We start from the raw sequence: 16,581 nt of genomic DNA on the forward strand, positions 1-16,581 counted from the left end.
CCGGCGGACCCGTGTGCGGCGGTCCTAGTCGTCCAGCGTGACGACGACCTTCTCCGCCGCGCCCGGCGTCAGGGCCAGTTCGAAGGCGCGGGCGGCCTCGGAGAACGGGACGCGGTGGCTGATCAGCTTGGCGAACCGCTCCTGGTGCTCGACCAGTTCCGGGGTCACCTCGAAGATCTCGGTCGGGTAGCCCTGGGAGGCGATGAGGGTGAGCTCGCTGCGGAGCATGCCGCCGAGGTCGATCTCGCCCTTCTTCTGCACGGCCACCATGACCAGCTTCGCGTGCCACTTCGCCGCCTGCACCACGGTGTCGAAGACGGCTGGGGCCCCGGCCGCGTCGATGAAGATGTCGGTGCCCGGCCGGGGCTGGCCGAGGGCGTTGGCGCTCTGCCCGTGCAGCTCGGTCAGCCGCGCGGCCACGTCCTCCTCGGCCGAGTCGATGACCGCGTCCGCCCCGACGGCCATTGCCTTCTCCAACCGGGAGGGGATGACGTCGGCGACCACCACGTGCTCCACACCGCGCAGCTTCAGCCAGATCGCCGCGCCCAGGCCGATCGGACCGGCGCCGAACACGACGACCTTGTCGCCCGGCCCCGCCCCGGAGCGGTTGACGGCGTGCCGTGACACGGCCATCGGCTCGTTGAGCGAGGCCACGTCGAACGGCATCGTGTCGGGGAAGACCGCGACGCTCTTTCCGACCTCGGCGTTCTCGATCAGCAGGTACTCGCTCATCCCGCCGAACTTCCCGCCGCAGCCGATGATGCCGGTGGGCGCGTCCTGCGGGTTGACGACCACCCGGTCGCCCGCCTTCAGGCCGTCCACCTCGGCGCCGACCTCCACGACCTCACCGGCGGGCTCATGGCCGAGCGGCACGGGGATCAGCTCGCCGCCCAGGTGGGCCCGGGCGGGCATGCCGCCCATGTGCAGGAAGGTGACGTCGGTGCCGCAGATGCCGCAGGCGCGGATCCGTACGAGCGCGTCCTTGGGGCCGGGTACCGGGCGCTCGACGTCGACGACGGCGATCTTGCCGGAGCCGCCGGTCCGTACGGACTTCATCGTGCTCATGAGGGGGCCTTTCTCGCTGGGGTGACTCGGTTGCTGGAGGCAGGTGTTGGCAGGCTCGGAAGCGTCCCGGGGCCCGGCGCCGGGCGGGGTGCCGGCTGCCGGGCCCCGGGACCGCGCCGATCCCCGTCCCCACGGGTTCGGCGGCCGGGGCCGCCTCCGCTCAAGGCGAGCCCCGGATTGCTTGAGTTAGGCAAACACATCTGGATTACTTGAGTCAAGCAAATTACTTGATGTGCGCGAGTCGGGCGTTCGGAGGGGGCCTGGCCCTGCCGCAGGTGGCAGGGGGGCGGGGTGTGCATGGGGCGCGGGCCGGATGTGACCCCAGTGTGTGCCGGTGGGTAGGGGTGATCGCGTGTCATCCGGCCATGGCAGGGGTGTCGTCCGCGTGTCGCCCCCGCGGAGCGTGGGGTGTGCGAAGGCGGTAACTTACTTGAGTTACGCAACAAGATGGTAAAGTGGGTCCCATGTCCACCGAACCTTTGCCGTTGCCCTCCACCGCGTCTCCGGAAGTGATCGAGATCGAGCGCGCGCTCACTCGCATCACCTACCTGAGCACCCGCGCCCGCCAGCACGACCGGCTGATGACCCTGGCCGGCGTGCCCCTGGACCGCGCCGCCGTGGCGCTGCTGCGGCAGGTCGCCGACTCCGAGCCGCTGCGGCCGGGGGAGCTGGCGCAGCGGCTGGGCGTGGAGGCCTCCCATGTGACCCGCACCGTGCAGCAGCTCCAGAAGTCCGGGTACGTCACCCGGGTCCCCGACCCCGACGACGGCCGGGCCCAGCGGATCCAGCTCACCGAGGCCGGCCGCGCGGCCGTCGGCCGGGTCCGGGACGCGGGCGCCAGGGGGATGCAGCTGGCGCTGGCCGACTGGTCCCCGGAGGAGCTCGGGCAGCTCGCCGCGCTCTTCCACCGCATGGTCGACGACTTCCTCTCGCACTCCATCGAGGACGAGACCGAGCAGCCGGCCGCGGCCCCACGCGCCTGACAAGCAACCGACCCTCAGGACGCGCGCCGGACCGTCAGGACGCTCGACCGGCGGTTCGCGCCGGACCCTCAGGACGCCGACCCTCAGGCGCGGGAGCCGGTCACGGGCGACAGGGCGGTGGCGGGGACCGGCTCGCGCAGCCCGCGCAGCAGGAACCAGGCCACCACCGGTGGTACCAGCAGGGGGAGCAGACCCGTCCGCAGGGACGTGGCGTCCGCGAGCGCGCCCAGGGCCGGAGCGGCCGCACCCCCGATGCTGACCGTCAGCCCCAGGGTGACGCCGCCGGCGGTGCCCATGCGGCGGGGCAGACAGTCCTGGCCCAGCGTCACGTGCAGCGAGAACGGTACATACAGGCCGGCCGAGGCGAGCGCGACGAACAGGTACAGGGGCGGACCCGGGACCAGGACCACACCGCCCACCGCGAGCACCGTCACGGCGTACGAATGCCGTACGACCCGGAGCCGCCCCCACCGCCCGGCCAGCCGGCTCCCGGCCAGCGTCCCCACCGCGCCGCCCGCGTAGAGCACGCACAACGCGGCCGTCCCCGCCGCCGCCCCGCCTCCGGTGCGCTCGCGGACGTACAGCGAGACGAACGTGCTCAGACCGACGAAGACGATCGAGCGGCACACCACGGCACCCGAAAGACGCAGGAACGCCGCCCAGTCGTCCCGGCCCGGCGCCGCCTCCGGCGCCCCCTCCGCCGACTCCGACCCCTCCGACGGCTGCGCCCCCTCGGTCGCCGGTGGAGCGGACCCCGCCCGGTCCGCCGCCGAGCGCACCGCGGCCGTACACAGGGCCACGCCCGCCAGCGCCGGCAGTCCCAGCAGCGGCGAGGCGCGCAGACCCCAGCTCGCGACGACGGCCGCGACCAGCGGCGGGGCGAGCGCGAAGCCGACGTTGCCGCCGAGCGCGAACCAGCCCATCGCCGTGTGGCGGCCGTCCGAGGCGGCCCGCGCCGCCCGCGCGGCCTCGGGGTGGAACGCGGCGACCCCGATCCCGGACACGGCCATCGCCGCCAGCGTGAGCGGGTACGAGCCGCCGATCCCGCTGACGGCGACCCCCGCGCCGGAGGCCGCCGCCGCGAGGGGCAGCAGCCACGGCATCGCGAAGCGGTCGGTCAGCACGCCGAACAGCGGCTGCGCCACCGACGACAGCAGGGAGGCCGCCAGGACGATCCCCGAGGCGGCGGCGTAGGAGTAGGCACGCTCGGCGACGAAGAAGGGGACCAGCGCGGCCACGGCCCCCTGGTACACGTCCACGCAGGCGTGTCCCAGGGACATCAGGGTGATGGATCGGTTTTTCGGCACGCTGCGATCGTCACGGCCCGGATGCCTGTCGCGCTTCCGATAATCTGCCGCCTTGTGCCGCACATCCGCCACACACCGACCGCGCCCACCCGGGTCCAGCCGCTGGCCGCGGGCCGGCGTATCGACGCGCACCGGCACGACGACCACCAGATCGTCTACGCGGGCTCGGGTGTCGTGGCCGTCACGACCGACGCCGGCACCTGGTTCGCCCCCGGCACCCGCGCGCTGTGGGTGCCCGCCGGAACGACGCATGCGCACCGGGCGTACGGCCCGCTCGACCTGCACCTGGTGGGCCTGCCGGCCGACGACAACCCGCTCGGGTTGGACGCGCCGACCGTCCTCGCCGTCGGTCCGCTGCTGCGGGAGCTGATCCTCGCCTACACCCGGGCCCCGGACGACCCGGGCCCCGAACGCGTCCGCCTGCTCGCCGTGCTGCGCGACCAGTTGCGCGCCTCCCCGCAGCAGCCGGCCCGACTGCCCACCCCTTCCGACCCCCGGCTGGCCGAGGTCTGCGCCCTCGTCCACGCCGACCCCTCCGACCAGCGCACCCTCGCCGCCCTGGGCGCCGCCACCGGTACCGGCGAACGCACCCTGAGCCGCCTCTTCCGCCGCGAGTTCGGCATGACCTTCCCCCAGTGGCGCACCCAGTCCCGGCTCTACCACGCGCTGCGTCTGCTGGCCGAGGGCACGCCCGTCACGACGGTCGCCCACCGCTGCGGCTGGTCCTCCGCCAGCGCCTTCATCGACGTGTTCCGCAGGGCGTACGGGTACACCCCCGGCCGGTACCACGGGCGGGCCCGGGAACCGTCCTAGACGCGCACGAAACCGCCGGTCCACTCGTCCTCGTCGAGGGTGTGCTCGTCGATGACGAAACAGTCCGGCTCGTCGGCGAAGCCCGGCAGCAGCCGGGCGCGGCGCCTGCGCTCCGCCGCCTTCTCGGCCGTGGAGTACACGCCGAGCAGCTTGGCGTCGTCGCCGTCCTCCTCGTCGACGTGCACCGTCTCCCCGTCGAGGTGCAGGGTCGACCCGCCTTCACCGGCTTCGTTCCGGTGCCCGATGTGCCACAGCAGATAGACGGTCATCCCGGCAGGCTATCGCCGACCGCGGGCAACCACGATGCGTCCCGGCCGAGTTGGGGGAGCCCCGTTCCCGGGTCCCGCCTCGCGACCCCGCCTCCGTACTCACGCCTACCCTCCAGTAATGTCGGGCGCCAGGTCATCAGAGGAGGAACCGTGTCCCGGTCCGAACGCTCACCCCTGCTCCTGGCGGGCCTGCTGGCCGGCATGGGCGTGGCCCACTTCGCCGTTCCGCGCCCGTTCGACGCGATCGTTCCGCGCACGCTCCCGGGCTCGCCCAGGGCCTGGACGCACGCCAGCGGTGTGGCCGAGCTGGTACTGGCGGCGGGAGTGGCCCTGCCGCGGACCCGCAGGACGGCCGCGCTGGCCGCGGCCGGCCTCTTCGTCGGCGTCTTCCCCGCCAACGTCAAGATGGCCTGGGACTGGCGGCACCGCCCCACCCCGCTCAAGGCCGCAGCAGTGGCCCGTCTGCCCTTCCAGGTGCCCCTGGTGCTGTGGGCCCGCAACGTCGCCGACGGCGCCGCGAAGATCACGGAGGGACGGTCATGACCAAGGCCCTGGGGACCGGCGACCTCGTCGAGGACTTCGCGCTGCCGGACGAGACCGGCACGGTGCGCAGCCTGACCGACCTGCTCGCCGACGGACCGGTGGTCCTCTTCTTCTACCCCGCCGCCCTCACCGCGGGCTGCACCGCCGAGGCCTGCCACTTCCGTGATCTGGCCGCCGAGTTCGCCGCCGTGGGCGCCCGGCCCGTCGGGATCAGTGGGGACTCCGTCGACCGCCAGCAGGAGTTCGCGGGCCGGCACTCGCTCGGCATGCCGCTGCTTTCCGACGCCGACGGGGCCGTGCGGGAACGGTTCGGCGTGAAGCGCGGCTTCTCCCTCGCCCCCACCAAGCGGGTCACCTTCGTCATCGCGGAGGACCGCACCGTCCTGGAGGTCGTGCGCAGCGAGCTGCGGATGAACACCCACGCCGACCGCGCCCTCGACGCACTGCGCGCCCACCGCGCCTGAGCCGCGGAGGGAACCTCGGCCGCGGAGGAACCCGCGCCAGAGAAGGAAGCGGGCCCGGAAGGCCCGGAAGGCCCGGTCGGGCCGGGGGTGCCGTGCGCCCCGGCCCGACCGTCGCGTTCGATGCGTCGCCCGGCCCGTCGTCGTCGGCCCCGTCGGCCCGTCGCGGTTGATGCGTCGGGACAAAGGGACCATTCTGGACGACATGGAGCATGTCGTCGCTGCGGCGGTCATCGATGCTCACGGCATCGTGACGGGCTGGAGCGAGGGTGCCCGTCTGCTGACGGGCCACGCGGCCGAGGAGGCCGTGGGCCGGGCCGTCGCCGACCTGCTCGCCGAGGCCCTTCCGCGCCGCCCGGACGGCGAGTGGACCGGCCCCGTCGTCGTGCGCCACCGCGACGGCCACCCCGTGACGCTCGTCGTGACGGCCTGCCCGGTACTCGGCGCCGACGCCCGCCCCGCCGGGTTCACCCTCACCGCCCAGCGGCCCGCCGCCCCGGAACCGACGCTGGCGGGGCGGGCCTTCCAGCAGGCCTCCATGTCGATGTCCGTCTTCGACCCCGCGCAGCGCTACCTGCGCCTGAACGAGACCGCGTGCAAGGTCATGGGCGTGCCGGAGGAGGCCCTGCTCGGCCGCCACTTCCCCGAGACCGTCGAGGACGCCGAGCACAGCCGGGGCTTCGACCGGCACCTGCGCCACGTCGCCGAGACCGGCCGCCCGGTGCGCTACGAGAGCTTCACCGGAGCCCCCGCCCTCAACCGGGAGCACGCCTGGAGCACCGAGATGTGGCCGGTGCGCGACGAATCCGGAGCGGTGGCCGGCGTGGCGCTCGCCGCCTTCGACAGCACGGAGCAGTATCTGGCCCGCCGACGCCTGGTGCTGCTGAACGAGGCCGCGGCCTCCATCGGCACCACCCTGGACGTGGTGCGCACCGCCGAGGAGGTGATCGAGCTCCTCGTGCCGCAGTTCGCCGACTTCGCCAGCGTGGACCTGCTCGAGTGGGTCCTGGGCGCGGACGAACCGCCCCCGGTGCCCGACGGCGAGATCCTGCTGCGCCGCGTCGCCCACGGCTCCGGGCACGAGGGCACCCCCGAGGCGGCGGTCCGCCTCGGGGAGACCGATGTCCATCCGCCCTTCAGCCCGCCCGCCCGCGCCCTGCGGCAGGGGCGTGCCGTCCGTCTCCAGGCGGGCGAGCCCGATTTCATGAGCTGGCTCGCCGAACGCAACGCGCGCGCCCCGGAGGGCCGTCGCTTTCGCAGCGGGGTCCACTCGGTGATCTCGGTGCCGCTGCGGGCCCGCGGCACCACCCTGGGCGTCCTGGTCGGCGTCCGTATCGCCCATCCCGACGACTACGAGGACGACGACGCCGTCTTCGCCGAGGAACTCGCCAGCCGGGCGGCCGTCTGCATCGACAACGCCCGCCGTTTCGCCCGCGAACGCACCACCGCTCTCACCCTCCAGCACAGTCTGCTGCCCCGCGGCCTGCCCGGACAGGTCGCCGTCGAGGTCGCCCACCGCTATCTGCCCAGCGGCTCCACGGCCGGCATCGGCGGTGACTGGTTCGACGTCATCCCGCTCTCCGGCAGCCGGGTCGCCCTCGTCGTCGGCGACGTCGTCGGACACGGCATCCCGTCGACGGCGACCATGGGCCGGCTCTGCATGGCCGTGCGCACGCTGGCCGACGTGGATCTGCCTCCCGACGAACTCCTCACCCACCTCGACGACCTCGTCACCCACCTCGCCGCCTACGACGACGCGGGCGAGGAGGTCGCGGAGCTCGGCGCCACCTGCCTCTACGCCGTCTACGACCCGGTCAGCCGCCGTCTCACCCTCGCCGCCGCGGGACACCCGGCCCCCGCCGTCGTCCTGCCCGACGGCACCGCACAGCTGGTCCGGATGACCCCCGGGCCCCCGCTGGGGGTCGGCGGACTGCCCTTCGAGGCGGTCGAGCTGGAGCTGCCCGAGGGCGCGGTCGTCGCCCTCTACACCGACGGCCTGATCGAGGACCGCGACCGGGACGTGGACCGCGCCACCGGCGAGCTGTGCAGCGCCCTGACCGCGCCGGCCGACACGCTCGACGCCCTCTGCGACACCGTGCTCAAGGCGGTGCTGCCGGAGGAGCCCGACGACGACGTCGCGCTGCTGCTCGCCCGTACCCGGGCGCTCGGCGCGGACCAGGTCGCCACCTGGGACGTCGAGCCGGACCCCGCCCGGGTCGCCACCACCCGCCAGGCGGCGACCGAGCAACTGACCGCGTGGGGCCTGGAGGAGGCCGCGTTCGTCACCGAACTCGTCGTCAGCGAACTCGTCACCAACGCCATCCGCTACGGCGCACCCCCCATCCGGCTCCGCCTGATCCGCGACCGCAGCCTCATCTGCGAGGTGTCCGACGGCAGTTCCACCTCTCCCCACCTGCGTCGCGCCCACGCCTTCGACGAGGGCGGGCGCGGCCTGCTGCTGGTCGCCCAGCTCACCCAGCGCTGGGGCAGCCGGCAGACGGACCGGGGCAAGACGATCTGGGCGGAGCAGTCGCTGGAGCCCGGGTGATCCCTCCTGGCCGGTGCCGCCCCGGGGAGCGGCACCGCCCGACCGGCCTCCCGCCGGCACCGCTCAGAACTCCTCGTGCACCTCGGGGTCGCCGCCCAGGCGCCGGTGCGGCCGGTCCCCGACCGCCGCCAGCTGCGCCGGCCCGAGTTCGAAGCCGAAGACGTCGAGGTTGGCGCGCTGCCGTTCGGGACTGGACGACTTCGGGATGGGGACCGCGCCGAGCTGGAGGTGCCAGCGCAGGACGACCTGGCCGGGCGTCACGCCGAGCGACTCGGCGACGGAGACGACGGCCGGGTCCTCCAGGAGCGTCGAACCGCGGCCCAGCGGGCTCCAGCTCTCCGTACGGACGCCCTTGGCCTCGTGGAAGGCGCGCAGCTCGTCCTGCGGGAAGAGCGGGTGCAGCTCGATCTGGTTGACCGACGGCAGCACGCCGGTCTCCTTCTCCAGCCGCTCGATGTGTCCGGCGGTGAAGTTGGAGACACCGATGGACCGGACCAGGCCGTCCTCGCGGAGCTTGATCATGGCCCGCCAGGAGTCGACGAATTTGTCCACCCTGGGAAGCGGCCAGTGGATCAGGTACAGGTCCACGTAGTCGAGGCCGAGCCGTTGCCGGGATTCCTCGAAGGAGGCGAGGGTCTCCTCGTAGCCGTGGTGGCGGCCGGGCAGCTTCGTGGTCACGACGATCTCCTCGCGCGGCACCCCGCCCCGTGCCACGCCCCGCCCGACCCCGCTCTCGTTGCGATAGTTCGTCGCAGTGTCGACGAGCCGGTACCCCAGGCCGAGCGCCTCGGCCACCGACCGCTCCGCCTCCGCGTCGTCCATCGGCCAGGTGCCCAGACCCAGGGCCGGGAGCTTCGTACCGTCGTTGAGCGTGTGCTCCGGGATGGTGCTCACCAGGGGACCTTTCCTCGGCTGTGTCGTCCGTGTCGTGCCACCAGCCTCACCGATGACACGGGGATCGATCAACCGGAGGCCGCGGGGCGGACCGTCCGACGCGGGCGGGGGCGTCCGAGGCGCTGTCGCCAGGCCGTCGATTCGCTGTCACGATCTTCCCGGAACCGTGACGGACGAGCGAGGACGAGCGGAGCACGCATGACGACGGACAGCCGGGCCACCCCCTTCGACGGCCCGACGGCCGAGGAGGCCGCGCGGGCGGCCGGAGTGGCGGTGAAGCCGGTCGCCGGACACATCGGCGCCGAGATCGAGGGCGTCGACCTGGCCGCGGGACTCGACGACGCGCAGGTTGCCGTGGTCAGGGCGGCGCTGCTGCGCTGGAAGGTGGTGTTCTTCCGCGGCCAGCGCCTCGACCACGCCGGACATGTGGCGTTCGCGCGGCGGTTCGGCGAACCCGTCGTTCTGCGCAGGCGCGGCGGCGCGTCACCGGCGGACTTCCCGGAGATCGAGACGACCGCCGACCGCCTGGAACTGGGCGGGAAGTTCGGGATGGAGCACGAGGAGTGGCTCCGGCGCCGCCGGCACACCCTCCTGCGCGGGTGGCACTGCGACCACGGCGCCCGCGTCGACCCGCCGGCCGCGACGATCCTGCGCGCCGAGACCGTACCGCCCTACGGCGGTGACACGACCTGGTCCAACCTGGCCGCCGCCTACGCCGGACTCTCCGCGCCGCTGCGGGAGTTCCTGGCCGCTCTGCGCGCCGAGCACCGGCTCGGCGTCGGCTACCAGCCACGTCCCGGCGACGACGCCTACGTCCGCCACCTGCTCGATCACCAGGTCGCCTCGGTGCACCCCCTGGTACGCGTCCACCCCGAGACGGGGGAGCGCGTGCTGTACGTCAACGGCTACTACGTCGAGCAGATCACCGACCTCTCCCGCGCGGAGAGCCGGGCGATCCTGGACATGCTGCTGGAGGAGGCGACCCGCCCGGAGTACACGGTCCGCTTCCGCTGGGAACCGGGCAGCGTGGCGTTCTGGGACAACCGCGCGACCATTCACCTCGCGCCGAGCGACAACGCGCATCTGGGCTTCCCCCGCACGATGCACCGGGTGATGCTCACCGGCGAGATCCCCGTCGGCGTGGACGGCAAGCCGTCCGAGCCGGTGACGGGAACCGAGCCGGGCCGCTGGTGAAAGTCCTCACGCTCCGGCGCCGGGCCGCCATCCCAGCGCCGGACCCAGCTTCGTCGCCATGTCGGTGAGGATCTGTACGTAGTCCTCGTGCCCGAAGGTGAACGGCAGGGCGAAGGCGACCTCGTCGATCTCACGGAACGCGGCGTGCGCGTGCAGGCGTTCGGCGATCTCGGCCGAGGTGCCGACCAGGTCCGGGGCGAACAGCAGCCGGGCCGGCCCCTGCGGCGAGGCCGTACGGGGGAGCCGCTTCGCCGCGAACTCCTCGTACCTCGCGCGCTGTCGGGGTGAGGCGGAGTCGGTGGGGATGACCACGAGACCCTGCGAGACACGGGCCGCCTCGCCGTCGGGGTGGGCGGCGCGGAAGGCGCGGACGTGCGAGAGCTGGATCTCGGCGAAGTCCCTGGTGTCGTCCGGGCCTTCGGCCTTGACGACGCTGCTGGTCAGGAAGTTCATGCCGTGTTCGCCGGCCCACCGCGCCGAACCGAGGCTGCCCCCGCCGTACCACAGGCGGCGGCCGAGACCGGGGGAGTGCGGCTGCACCACATCGGAGAACACCTCGAAGCCCTCGACCCCGCTGAAGTCGGTGGCGGACTTGCCGCGTACCAGGTCCAGCAGCCGCCGCACCCGGTCGTAGCCGAAGTCCTCCGCGTCGGCGGTGTCCGGGTACAGGGCCTCCTTCACCTGCTCGTAGTGCATCGGCGGACCGACGCTCACCCCCGGGTTGAGCCGGCCTCCGGAGAGGACGTCGACGGTGGCCAGGTCCTCCGCGAGGCGCAGCGGGTTCTCCCAGCCCAGCGGGATGACCGCGGTGCCGAGCTCGATGCGCCGGGTGCGCTGCGAGGCGGCCGCGAGGACGGCGACGGGGGAGGATATGCCGTACTGGAGGTGCCGGTGGCGCACCCAGGCGCTGTCGAAACCGAGCCGTTCACCCAGCTCGATGATCTCCAGCGTGGTCTCGTGTCCCCGGCCCGGATCGTCCGCGTCGAACAGTCCGATGGTGAGGAAGCCCAGCCTGCGCAAGGGGCGTGAGGTCGAAGGCACGGGGGCTCCTCCATCGTTGTGCGGCGCGTACGGCCGTACGGCGGTTGTCGGTGGTTGTCGGCGGTCGCTCGTGAGGTGTCGCGAGCGGGCGTTTCAGACCAGCGGGATCGTGACCTCGTCCTCGACCGGCGGGTTCAGCTCCTGGGCGCGGTTCCCGGTGGCCGCGAAGCAGCGCAGCCGGACGGACTCCGGCGTGACGTCCAGCCGCAGGAAACACTTGAAGAACGGCGGGCTGTACGTCGCCGAGCTGGGCGAGAAGAGCTGGGTGTAGATCTTCCGCACCGGCAGCCGGAACCGCTTGCGGTGCTCCGGGCGGCTCCCGGTGCCCAGCAGACCGGCCAGCAGGCGGATCCGCCGCGTCACCCTGACCTCCGGGCCCGGGGTGCGGGTCGGCGGGATGCCCAGCCGTTCGGCGACCACCGCCTGGGCCTCGGCCTCGGTGAGGGCGAAGAAGCGGCGCAGCCGCAGCCGGCGGCCGTAGAGCCGGCTGTAGAAGGCGAGGGAGTCACCGCGCAGCGGATAGCAGCGGAAGTCCCGCTCGGTGACGCCGGCGACGGACACCCGGGGGATGGTGTGCGTGGCGTGCATGAAAGCGCCCCCGCCACCCGCGACCACGTACTGCAGCGTCCGCCCGTCGGCCAGCCGCACCGGGTAGCGCTGGTAGTTGTGGATGTCGCCGCCGATGGCCGCCACGAAGCGGTGCTCGGGCGCGCTGACGATGTCGTCGACCGTGCCGCCGCCCTCGATGGGGCACGGGTGGTGCTCGCCGTCGACGTAGAGGGGTGAGCCCGTCACGAGGATCTTGGGGCGCGGTCCCTGCGACACCGCGCGCAGCCACGCGCCCTGTTCGGCGTCCAGTGTGCCCAGCAGCCCGGTGTCGATGCCGATGATCCGCACCGGGCCGGTGTCGATCGCCCAGTACGGTCCGGGCTGCACCGCCCGCTGGCCGGTCGCGGACCTCAACGCGCGTGCCTCGGCCAGGCGCCGGCCGTCGTGCGGGCGCGGCCGGTGCCACAGCAGGGCGCGCAGCCGGGCGCGGCTGAACAGGCTCGGCGCGGGCTCGGCGGGCAGGGGCGGGGCGTCGCCGCAGAAGACCCGCATGAACGCGCCCAGGTCCTCGTACCAGTCGTGGTTGCCCGGTATCGCGTATATGGGCGCCGGGTAATCCCGGTACGGGCGGAAGAACTTGGTGCCGTAGTCGTCGGCGCTGCCCACCGGATAGATCACGTCACTGGCGAGCACGGCGAAGGACGTGCCCTGACTCGCCCTCAGAAAGCCGGGAACGACGGCGTACTGGGGATCGTCGCCCTCGCCCGTGTCGCCGATGACCATGAAGGAGAAGCTGTCCGGGTCCGTGCGCCGGATCACCTTGTCCCCGGGTGCGCCCGCGGCAGCCCGCTGCGCCACCAGACGGCCTCGGGTACGGCCCGTCGGGTCCCCGAACCACGAGGCCAGCACGCCGTTGCGGGCGGCCCACAGCATCCTGGGATCGAGCCAGGAGATCTTCTCGGTCCGGTCCGGCATGAGCTGCCGGTACGCGCCTCGGTCGGCGCCGACCCAGCCGGCGCCTTCGGCGGTATCGCGTGAGGAGTCTGACACCGGTGCACCGTAGCAATGATCCACACCACGGCAGGAGTCCACCCGGCAGAGTTCATGCACCGACATCTAATGCCCTTGACACTTTCCGGGGCCGACCACGTAGGTTGAGGCGATCTGTCACGAAGGGCGGAGGCCTCGATGCGCGCACCCGGCACGACACCGCACGGTGTCGGCACGGGCACGCGGCTGATCACCCGACGGCATGTCGACTACTGCCGTACCGCCTCCGCCGTCTGTCCTTCCGCACGCCGCTGACCCCCGCCGGCCCGTCGGGCCGGTCGACTCGTCGTGCCTCCGGAAGGAACTCCCGTTGTCCGGTCCCGCCCTGCGGCTCGCCGTCGAACTCGACGGTGACGGCGCCCACCCCGCGGCCTGGCGCCGCGCCGCCCACTCGCCCGACCATCTGCTCACCCCACGCCGGGTGGCCCGCGTCGCCGCCGCCGCGGAGAACTCCGGGTTCACCCTGATCACCCTGGCGGACGGCGCGCTGCCGCCCGGCGGCGCCCCCGACGTCGTCGGCCGCATCGGAGCGGTCGAGCGGGCCGCGTTCCTCGCCGCGTCGACCAGCGTCATCGGCGTCGCGCCCGTCGTACCGGTCACCTACGCCGAACCCTTCCACGTCTCCAGCCAGTTGGCGTCCCTCGACCACATCTCCGCCGGGCGCGGGGGCTGGGTGGCCGGCGAGGAGGAACACCCCGACGCGGCCCGGGTCTGGGGCCGTCCGCTCGTCGACGGCGAGGCCGCCCGCGCCCGGGAGTCCCGCGACGGAGTCGAGGTCGTCCGCGCCCTGTGGGACTCCTGGGAGGACGACGCGGTCATCCGTTCCGTCGCCACCAGCAGATACCTCGACCGCGACCGGCTGCACTACGTCGACTTCACCGGCGACACCTACGCGGTGAAGGGCCCGGCCATCGTGCCGCGCCCGCCCCAGGGACAGCTCGTCGTCCTCGGCCGGCCCGACCGCGTCCCGGCCGGGCAGCTCGACGTCGCCCTCGTCGAGGGCCGCGATCCCGCCGAGGTCGCCGCGGCCGCCGCCGGCGCGGGAACGCCCCGCGTCTTCGCCGAGGTCGAGGTCGCCCTCGACACGGCCCACGCCACCGCCGAGGAACGCGTCACCGACCTCGAACAGCACGCGCCCTGGACCGACCGGGGACGGCTGCGCCACGTCGGCTCCGCCTCCGGACTCGCCGTCCTGCTCGGGCGGTTGCGGGGCGTCGTGGACGGCGTACGTCTGCACCCTCTCGTGCTGGACGAGGATCTGCCGGAGCTGTCCCGGCTCGTCCTGCCGCACCTCTTCGAGCGGCGCCTCGCCGTGCGTCCGCTGCCCGGCGCGTCGCTACGCACCCATCTGGGCCTGGAGCGCCCCGCCAACCGCTACGCCGCCGGCCCGGACCTCGAGGCCCTTCAGGAGAGCCGATGACCCGCACCGACCCCCTCGACGTCCCCCGGCCGGACGCGAAGCTGCACTTCGGTGTCTTCTTCCAGGGCGTCAACCACTGGACCATCTGGTCCGACCCGGCCAGCGGCTCCCAGATCGACCCCGCGAACTTCCGCCGGGTCGCGCAGACCGCCGAACGGGGATTGTTCGACGCGTTCTTCCTGGGGGAGGGGCTGCGGCTGCGCGAGGTCGACGGACTGATCCACGAACTCGACGTCGCCGGACGGCCCGACGCCATCACCCAGCTCGCCGCGCTGGCCGCCGTCACCGACCGGATCGGCCTGGTGAGCACCTCCAACACCACCTTCAACGAACCCGCCGACCTGGCCCGCCGGCTCTCCGGCCTCGACCTGCTCTCCGAGGGCCGGGCCGGCTGGAACGTGGTGACCACCGACAACGCCTGGACCGGCGCCAACTTCCGGCGCGGCGGCTACCTCGACCACGCCGACCGCTACCGGCGCGCCGAGGAGTTCCTCACCGTGGCCCGTGCCCTGTGGGACGGCTGGGCCGACGGGGCCGTCTCCGGCGCCGCGGGCGCCCCCGCCTGGGCGGCGCCGGGAGCCGTGGGCCGGGTCCGGCACCGGGGTGCGCAGTTCGACGTCGACCTCGCGCCCACCCTGCCCCGCAGCGGCCAGGGCCACCCGGTGATCTTCCAGGCCGGGGACTCCGGCGAGGGACGCGACTTCGCCGCCCGCAACGCCGACGTCGTCTTCTCCGCGCACGGCAACGACTTCGACGACGCGCTCGCGTTCGCCGAGGACCTGCGGCGGCGGCTGCTCGCCGTCGGCCGGCCCGAGGACGACCTGCGCATCCTGCCCGGCACGGAGATCATCATCGGGGCGACGGAGGCGGAGGCGCTGGAGAAGAAGCGCTGGATCCGGCTCCAACAGGTCACCCCGGCCACGGCGTTGGGTGTCGCCGGTCTGCTGTGGGGTCTCGACCTCTCGGACCGGGACGCCGACGGGCCGTTGCCGAAGGAGGACCCGGTAGTCGCCGAGAACGACGGCTCCTTCGGCGCCCGGCGCGTCACCGACCCGCGCACGGTGGTCGCCGAGTGGCGTGAGAAGGCGGAGGCGCACGGCTGGTCGCTGCGCGAGACCGTCATCGCCCTGGGACCTCAGCGCGGGCACGTCGGCACCCCGGCCGGACTCGCCGACCGGTTCGCCCACTGGGTGCGGCACGGCGCCGTCGACGGTTTCAACGTGACGCCGTACCTGATTCCGGACGGCCTCGACGACATCGTCGACCTGCTCGTGCCGGAACTCCAGGAACGCGGTGTCTACCCCACCGCGTACACGGGCAGGACGCTCCGTGACCACCTGGGCCTGCGCGAGCCCCTCACCCACCGCTCCACGACCGGCGGACGGCGGGCGGGCTGACCGCCTCCTCCGCCGTACCGGCCCGCCCCGTCCGGGCGGGCCGGTTCCACTCGCCGTCGCCGAGCACGAGCAGCGGATCGAACATCACCACCACCCCGGCCAGCAGCAGGAAGATCACCGGCCCGATCAGCATCGGCAGCAGCAGCGAGGTGGGGCTGTCACCCGCCCAGTACGGCGTCGTGCCGTGCACATGGACGCTGACCGCGGCCATCGCCGTGTAGTGCATCCCGGACACGGCGACGCCCATCACCAGGCTGGCGCCCAGGCTCGTCAGGAACCCCCGGATCGTGACGGCCGCCCACAGCGCGGCGGTCGCGGCCACCACGGCGATCAGCACCGAGAGCGCCACCGTGCTCGGCGCGTACTCGATGGCGCCGTTGAGCTGGAGGGCCGCCATGCCCAGGTAGTGCATGGCGGCGACCCCGATGCCCGTGACGACCCCCGCGAGCGACAGCGACACCCGGCCGGCGCCCCGGTAGCCCACGATGAACACACCGATGCCGACCACCACGACCGCGACCGCGAGGCTGAGCACGGTCAGGCCGACGTGGTAGCCGATCCGGGTCTCCTCCACCTGGAAGCCGATCATGGCGATGAAGTGCATCGTCCAGATGCCACAGCCGATCGACGCGGCCCCCAGCGCCAGCCAGCCAGGCTTCCACGAACCGCCGTTGAGCAGCGTCCGCACGATGCAGCGCAGCCCCAGCGCCCCTCCCATACAGGCCATCACGAAGGCCGCCACCGGGGTCACCACCCCGTACCGGAATCCGTCTATCGTGCCTTCCATCATCAACTCCCCCCGAATTGACGATTGTTCGAGAAGAACGTGTCTACGGGTAAGGGAGTGGTGAAAGCAAGCGTTTCCTGAGAGTCGACGGTCATGTCCGTGTGAACGCCGGCGGGGGAGTGCCTGCCGCCGTCCCGACCGGGCCGGTTCGCCGCCGGAGGACCGGGTCCCGAGGACCGGTCACGAGGGTTGGTCCCGGCGACCGGCCGCGAGGGCGGGGTCGCGCCGTACGCGCGGCCCTTGTCGCCGGACGCGGCCTT

Annotated in this window: 15 protein-coding genes; 8 read left to right on the plus strand and 7 right to left on the minus strand. The window is 73.3% G+C overall.

The features are described 5' to 3' along the window. Window positions 1-24: 24 nt before the first annotated feature. On the minus strand, window positions 25-1,065 hold the full coding sequence (locus ASD48_RS27355) for a zinc-binding dehydrogenase (protein ID WP_057604403.1): 1,041 nt from the start codon (window positions 1,063-1,065) through the stop codon (window positions 25-27). A gap of 464 nt (window positions 1,066-1,529) precedes the next feature. Between ASD48_RS27355 and ASD48_RS27360 the strand changes: the two genes are divergently transcribed. Next, window positions 1,530-2,048 (plus strand): MarR family transcriptional regulator, encoded by a 519-nt coding sequence (locus ASD48_RS27360; protein ID WP_057604404.1) that lies wholly within the window; start codon window positions 1,530-1,532, stop codon window positions 2,046-2,048. Window positions 2,049-2,131: 83 nt separating this feature from the next. Here the strand turns inward: ASD48_RS27360 and ASD48_RS27365 are convergent, their stop codons facing one another. Continuing rightward, window positions 2,132-3,328, minus strand: coding sequence for an MFS transporter (locus tag ASD48_RS27365; RefSeq protein ID WP_057604405.1), 1,197 nt, complete (start codon window positions 3,326-3,328; stop codon window positions 2,132-2,134). 81 nt (window positions 3,329-3,409) lie between these two features. Between ASD48_RS27365 and ASD48_RS27370 the strand changes: the two genes are divergently transcribed. Beyond that, the gene (locus ASD48_RS27370) at window positions 3,410-4,168 is read left to right on the plus strand and encodes a helix-turn-helix transcriptional regulator (RefSeq protein ID WP_057604406.1); all 759 of its coding nucleotides are present in this window, start codon (window positions 3,410-3,412) and stop codon (window positions 4,166-4,168) included. Here the strand turns inward: ASD48_RS27370 and ASD48_RS27375 are convergent. Continuing rightward, entirely contained in the window at window positions 4,165-4,437 is a 273-nt protein-coding gene (locus ASD48_RS27375; protein ID WP_057604407.1) for a hypothetical protein, read from the minus strand. The genes ASD48_RS27370 and ASD48_RS27375 overlap by 4 nt on opposite strands. Window positions 4,438-4,587: 150 nt before the next feature. Between ASD48_RS27375 and ASD48_RS27380 the strand changes: the two genes are divergently transcribed. From ASD48_RS27380 to ASD48_RS27390, 3 genes are all read left to right on the plus strand, one after another. Next, window positions 4,588-4,980 carry a hypothetical protein gene (locus ASD48_RS27380; protein WP_057604408.1) on the plus strand — a complete coding sequence of 131 codons (393 nt, stop codon included), beginning with the start codon at window positions 4,588-4,590 and terminating at the stop codon, window positions 4,978-4,980. Continuing rightward, window positions 4,977-5,444 (plus strand): peroxiredoxin, encoded by a 468-nt coding sequence (locus tag ASD48_RS27385; RefSeq protein ID WP_057604409.1) that lies wholly within the window; start codon window positions 4,977-4,979, stop codon window positions 5,442-5,444. The genes ASD48_RS27380 and ASD48_RS27385 overlap by 4 nt, the downstream gene beginning before the upstream one ends. Before the next feature lie 202 nt (window positions 5,445-5,646). After that, window positions 5,647-7,989, plus strand: a complete 2,343-nt coding sequence (locus tag ASD48_RS27390; RefSeq protein ID WP_057604410.1) for a SpoIIE family protein phosphatase — start codon at window positions 5,647-5,649, stop codon at window positions 7,987-7,989. A gap of 63 nt (window positions 7,990-8,052) precedes the next feature. On the opposite strand, the gene ASD48_RS27395 is transcribed toward ASD48_RS27390, so the two are convergent. Beyond that, complete coding sequence (locus tag ASD48_RS27395) at window positions 8,053-8,883, minus strand: aldo/keto reductase (RefSeq protein ID WP_057604411.1); 831 nt, start codon at window positions 8,881-8,883, stop codon at window positions 8,053-8,055. A gap of 198 nt (window positions 8,884-9,081) precedes the next feature. On the opposite strand from ASD48_RS27395, the gene ASD48_RS27400 reads away from it, so the two are divergent. Then, the gene (locus ASD48_RS27400) at window positions 9,082-10,077 is read left to right on the plus strand and encodes a TauD/TfdA family dioxygenase (RefSeq protein WP_057604412.1); all 996 of its coding nucleotides are present in this window, start codon (window positions 9,082-9,084) and stop codon (window positions 10,075-10,077) included. A gap of 6 nt (window positions 10,078-10,083) precedes the next feature. On the opposite strand, the gene ASD48_RS27405 is transcribed toward ASD48_RS27400, so the two are convergent. Together ASD48_RS27405 and ASD48_RS27410 are read right to left on the minus strand one after the other, a co-directional pair. Then, window positions 10,084-11,118 (minus strand): LLM class flavin-dependent oxidoreductase, encoded by a 1,035-nt coding sequence (locus ASD48_RS27405; RefSeq protein ID WP_057604413.1) that lies wholly within the window; start codon window positions 11,116-11,118, stop codon window positions 10,084-10,086. A gap of 93 nt (window positions 11,119-11,211) precedes the next feature. Next, complete coding sequence (locus ASD48_RS27410; protein ID WP_057604414.1) at window positions 11,212-12,717, minus strand: metallophosphoesterase; 1,506 nt, start codon at window positions 12,715-12,717, stop codon at window positions 11,212-11,214. A gap of 310 nt (window positions 12,718-13,027) precedes the next feature. Here ASD48_RS27410 and ASD48_RS27415 point away from each other — a divergent pair, with 310 nt between their 5' ends. Together ASD48_RS27415 and ASD48_RS27420 are read left to right on the plus strand one after the other, a co-directional pair. Beyond that, on the plus strand, window positions 13,028-14,137 hold the full coding sequence (locus tag ASD48_RS27415) for an LLM class flavin-dependent oxidoreductase (protein ID WP_057604415.1): 1,110 nt from the start codon (window positions 13,028-13,030) through the stop codon (window positions 14,135-14,137). Beyond that, window positions 14,134-15,534, plus strand: coding sequence for an NtaA/DmoA family FMN-dependent monooxygenase (locus tag ASD48_RS27420; RefSeq protein WP_057604416.1), 1,401 nt, complete (start codon window positions 14,134-14,136; stop codon window positions 15,532-15,534). Before ASD48_RS27415 ends, ASD48_RS27420 begins: the two co-directional genes overlap by 4 nt. Here ASD48_RS27420 and ASD48_RS27425 read toward each other — a convergent pair. After that, window positions 15,494-16,321, minus strand: coding sequence for an MHYT domain-containing protein (locus ASD48_RS27425; protein WP_057604417.1), 828 nt, complete (start codon window positions 16,319-16,321; stop codon window positions 15,494-15,496). The two genes, ASD48_RS27420 and ASD48_RS27425, sit on opposite strands and share 41 nt — an antisense overlap. Window positions 16,322-16,581 lie beyond the last annotated feature (260 nt).

The organism is Streptomyces sp. Root1310 (genome assembly GCF_001426425.1).
Taxonomy (GTDB): domain Bacteria; phylum Actinomycetota; class Actinomycetes; order Streptomycetales; family Streptomycetaceae; genus Streptomyces.

What these genes read in the sequence shown, in the direction of transcription:
- ASD48_RS27420 (WP_057604416.1), top strand. Translation starts at nt 14,134, where the DNA reads ATGACCCGCACCGACCCCCTCGACGTCCCCCGGCCGGACGCGAAGCTG.
- ASD48_RS27385 (WP_057604409.1), top strand. Translation starts at nt 4,977, where the DNA reads ATGACCAAGGCCCTGGGGACCGGCGACCTCGTCGAGGACTTCGCGCTG.
- ASD48_RS27355 (WP_057604403.1), bottom strand. Translation starts at nt 1,065, where the DNA reads ATGAGCACGATGAAGTCCGTACGGACCGGCGGCTCCGGCAAGATCGCC.
- ASD48_RS27400 (WP_057604412.1), top strand. Translation starts at nt 9,082, where the DNA reads ATGACGACGGACAGCCGGGCCACCCCCTTCGACGGCCCGACGGCCGAG.
- ASD48_RS27365 (WP_057604405.1), bottom strand. Translation starts at nt 3,328, where the DNA reads ATGTCCCTGGGACACGCCTGCGTGGACGTGTACCAGGGGGCCGTGGCC.
- ASD48_RS27425 (WP_057604417.1), bottom strand. Translation starts at nt 16,321, where the DNA reads ATGGAAGGCACGATAGACGGATTCCGGTACGGGGTGGTGACCCCGGTG.
- ASD48_RS27375 (WP_057604407.1), bottom strand. Translation starts at nt 4,437, where the DNA reads ATGACCGTCTATCTGCTGTGGCACATCGGGCACCGGAACGAAGCCGGT.
- ASD48_RS27390 (WP_057604410.1), top strand. Translation starts at nt 5,647, where the DNA reads ATGGAGCATGTCGTCGCTGCGGCGGTCATCGATGCTCACGGCATCGTG.
- ASD48_RS27360 (WP_057604404.1), top strand. Translation starts at nt 1,530, where the DNA reads ATGTCCACCGAACCTTTGCCGTTGCCCTCCACCGCGTCTCCGGAAGTG.